Genomic DNA, 2481 nt, shown 5'->3' on the forward strand with positions numbered 1-2481 from the left:
TTGTGCCGGCCTTGCCCTGAGCCTGCTCGTCGGTCTTCAGCTTGGTCTTGTCCTGAGCCTGCTCGCCCATCTTGGAACCATTCTGGCAGCCAGCTTGCCCGGAAGCGCAATTGGCGTCTGCGCCAGACTGGCTTTCGGGCTGTTGTGTCTGAGCCATCGCCGTTCCACAGCCGAGCCCGATCGCCAGCATGCTGGTAATGAGAACATGTTTCATGGGGAAATCTCCCTGGGTAAGGTTCGTCCCTTCAGTGCGTAGAACCAGCACCCAAAAAAAATGTTCCGAGATAGTTGAGTGAGGGCTAAAAAACGACCTCGCTTGAGATCATACGATCGCGGGCGAAAGCCGCCGCTAAAACGACCTTTTCAACTCTGCCGATTGCCCTAGCTCCCTCCTGAGAGGAGACCGGATATGGCAATTTATAGTCTGAGAGTGGTCAGCTTCATTTTCGTTGTATTGGCTTTCGTTCCGGCCGCCGCGCATTTCTTCACGATGTTCAACAAAATGAAGCTCGACGGGCCGAACTATCTGGCTGCGCAACGCGCCTATGATGGATGGAGCCTGTTCGGCATCGTAGTGCTGGGAGCATTGCTCTCTACGGCCGCCCTGGCGATCCTGCTCTACCGAGCGAGTGCATCTTTCGGCTTGGTTGTTGTCGCCTTTCTCAGCATCGGCGCCACGCAATTTGCCTTCTGGACGCTGACCTATCCAATCAATCAGGCGACCCGGAACTGGACTGTCCTGCCTGAAAACTGGGAGCTGCTGCGGCGCCAATGGGAGTATTCGCATGCCATAGCCGCCGGCCTCAACGCCTTGGCGTTGCTTGTGCTTTTCCTATCGGCGCTTCGCGCTGCGGTGCGTTGAACGACCGCGTCTTCACCAGCACGGCCGCCGAGCGGGCAGAACCACCAATGAAGCGAAATCATTGACCCGCCAGATGTTTCCAGCGTGGCCCGAAAATGAAGCGGTACTATTTCGATCTTCAAAACGGTGACGGCGCGATACCCGATGATAACGGGCAGCTGTTCGAATCCCGGGAACAAGCCAGAGCGGAAGCAATTCGTATTTTGCAGGATGTTGCCCAAGACGAAATGCCCGACTGCGATTTCGTCAAGGTAACCGTCAAAGTACGCGATGAGATCGGTGCGCAGATGTTTGAGGCATCGCTTGTCCTGACCTCCGGGTGGAGCGTGTGATGCCGCGGTGCTAGCGGCTATACCGCACCGGGATTTGCACGACATTCTCCGATCCAGGCAGATCGAAGGCCATGGCCAGCTGACGTACCGAGGCCATCTCCACGATCAGCTCCTCGATCGAAAGATCCGGCAGGCCGGTCTTCACCCTCTGCCTCACCCTGGCCGCAAGTTCATGGACCCGCACCGGGACGAAAAGCGGGCTGTCGTCCAGCAGCTTGCTGATTTCGATGACCACATCGGCGTCGATGTCTTTCGGCAATTCCCGCATGGGCGTCACCTCCAATCGAAGCAACAGCCCGCCATATCGGTGCGGCGGGCGATCAGGCATTGAGCGCCGGGCAGTGGGATCGGAGAGGGACGTGCTCGACGCTGGCCGATAGCCAGATTCATAAAGCTGCGGGCATCGGTGTGTCACGAAAAAATATCAGTACGAAAATTACCAATCGGTTCGTCCCACGCAATCCACAAGCGCCTTCCCGAAATCGCGGCTCCGGCAGCGGCTGTTCCCGACAGAGGAGGAACAAAAGATATGGCCCGGAATTGAGACTGACGAATTGGAGGATCTGGCCATGGACAGCAGGTAAGAAAAGATCAAACGGCGAGCCCATGAAATCTGGGAACAAGAGGGCCGGCCGGCTGGCCGCGAGCAGGAGCACTGGGACCAGGCCGTGCAGGAGATCGAGGCTGAGGGTTCGGAGACTGAACGTGGCCCGGTTTTGCCTGATCCGACAGTTGCAGCCGATTCCAATAGCTTGAAGCGTTGATCGTCAGATGCCGTGGCGTCTTGAGAGGACGATCAGGCAACCAAATTGGTGGAACCTCGTTTGCCGGACAGCAACCAGAGGAGGTTTCGATGAAGAGGTTCTTTTCACTCCTGGTCCTGGCCGCTGGCCTTACGCTCGGCGCCTGCGACAACAATATCGAGCCGATGAAAGCCAACACCGGCACCATCAACAAGAACCCACAGGTTGACCAGGCCGCCAGGCCAGAGTCCGCGACTGGTGATGATAAGCCAGCTATTGCGCCTCAGAGCCAATGAACTCCGTCTCACATTGCGACACACCTCTGCTGCGCGTCGCCTATCTCGATGGTGGACCGCAGGACGGCGCCCCGGTTATCCTGCTGCATGGCTGGCCCGACGACGCGACGACATACGCTCGGATTTCGCCGGTCCTTCATGAAGCTGGCTTCCGGACGTTTTCGCCTTGGTTGCGGGGCTTCGGGCCGACATCGTTCCTGTCAAAAGAAATCATGCGCTCGGGCGAGATTGCCGCGATGGCGCAGGAT

The 2481-nt window shown here is 57.9% G+C and carries 5 protein-coding genes and 2 pseudogenes; 5 read left to right on the plus strand and 2 right to left on the minus strand.

Features of this window, described 5'->3' with window-relative positions:
* Nucleotides 1-214: pseudogene (locus EOC06_RS22500) on the minus strand (hypothetical protein); the annotation flags it as partial.
* A 195-nt stretch (nucleotides 215-409) separates the two neighbouring features.
* Between EOC06_RS22500 and EOC06_RS22505 the strand changes: the two are divergent.
* A complete protein-coding gene (locus EOC06_RS22505; protein WP_127272420.1) occupies nucleotides 410-862 on the plus strand; it encodes a hypothetical protein in 453 nt (150 codons plus the stop codon).
* A 95-nt stretch (nucleotides 863-957) separates the two neighbouring features.
* A complete protein-coding gene (locus EOC06_RS22510; protein WP_127329012.1) occupies nucleotides 958-1194 on the plus strand; it encodes a hypothetical protein in 237 nt (78 codons plus the stop codon).
* 10 nt (nucleotides 1195-1204) lie between these two features.
* Here EOC06_RS22510 and EOC06_RS22515 read toward each other — a convergent pair whose 3' ends face one another.
* Nucleotides 1205-1462, minus strand: a complete 258-nt coding sequence (locus EOC06_RS22515) for a hypothetical protein (protein WP_127267547.1) — start codon at nucleotides 1460-1462, stop codon at nucleotides 1205-1207.
* Between the two features lie 322 nt (nucleotides 1463-1784).
* Between EOC06_RS22515 and EOC06_RS22520 the strand changes: the two genes are divergently transcribed.
* From EOC06_RS22520 to EOC06_RS43160, 3 genes and pseudogenes are all read left to right on the plus strand, one after another.
* Complete coding sequence (locus EOC06_RS22520; protein WP_281062100.1) at nucleotides 1785-1958, plus strand: DUF2934 domain-containing protein; 174 nt, start codon at nucleotides 1785-1787, stop codon at nucleotides 1956-1958.
* 89 nt (nucleotides 1959-2047) lie between these two features.
* Nucleotides 2048-2233, plus strand: a complete 186-nt coding sequence (locus tag EOC06_RS22525) for a hypothetical protein (RefSeq protein ID WP_127329010.1) — start codon at nucleotides 2048-2050, stop codon at nucleotides 2231-2233.
* Nucleotides 2230-2481: pseudogene (locus tag EOC06_RS43160) on the plus strand (alpha/beta hydrolase); the annotation flags it as partial. The gene EOC06_RS22525 and the pseudogene EOC06_RS43160, both read left to right, overlap by 4 nt.

It is taken from the genome of Mesorhizobium sp. M7A.F.Ca.MR.362.00.0.0 (assembly GCF_004023175.1).
Taxonomy (GTDB): Bacteria; Pseudomonadota; Alphaproteobacteria; order Rhizobiales; family Rhizobiaceae; genus Mesorhizobium.

Coding starts and splice junctions, on each gene's coding strand:
- EOC06_RS22505 (WP_127272420.1), top strand. CDS start 410: ATGGCAATTTATAGTCTGAGAGTGGTCAGCTTCATTTTCGTTGTATTG.
- EOC06_RS22510 (WP_127329012.1), top strand. CDS start 958: ATGAAGCGGTACTATTTCGATCTTCAAAACGGTGACGGCGCGATACCC.
- EOC06_RS22515 (WP_127267547.1), bottom strand. CDS start 1,462: ATGCGGGAATTGCCGAAAGACATCGACGCCGATGTGGTCATCGAAATC.
- EOC06_RS22525 (WP_127329010.1), top strand. CDS start 2,048: ATGAAGAGGTTCTTTTCACTCCTGGTCCTGGCCGCTGGCCTTACGCTC.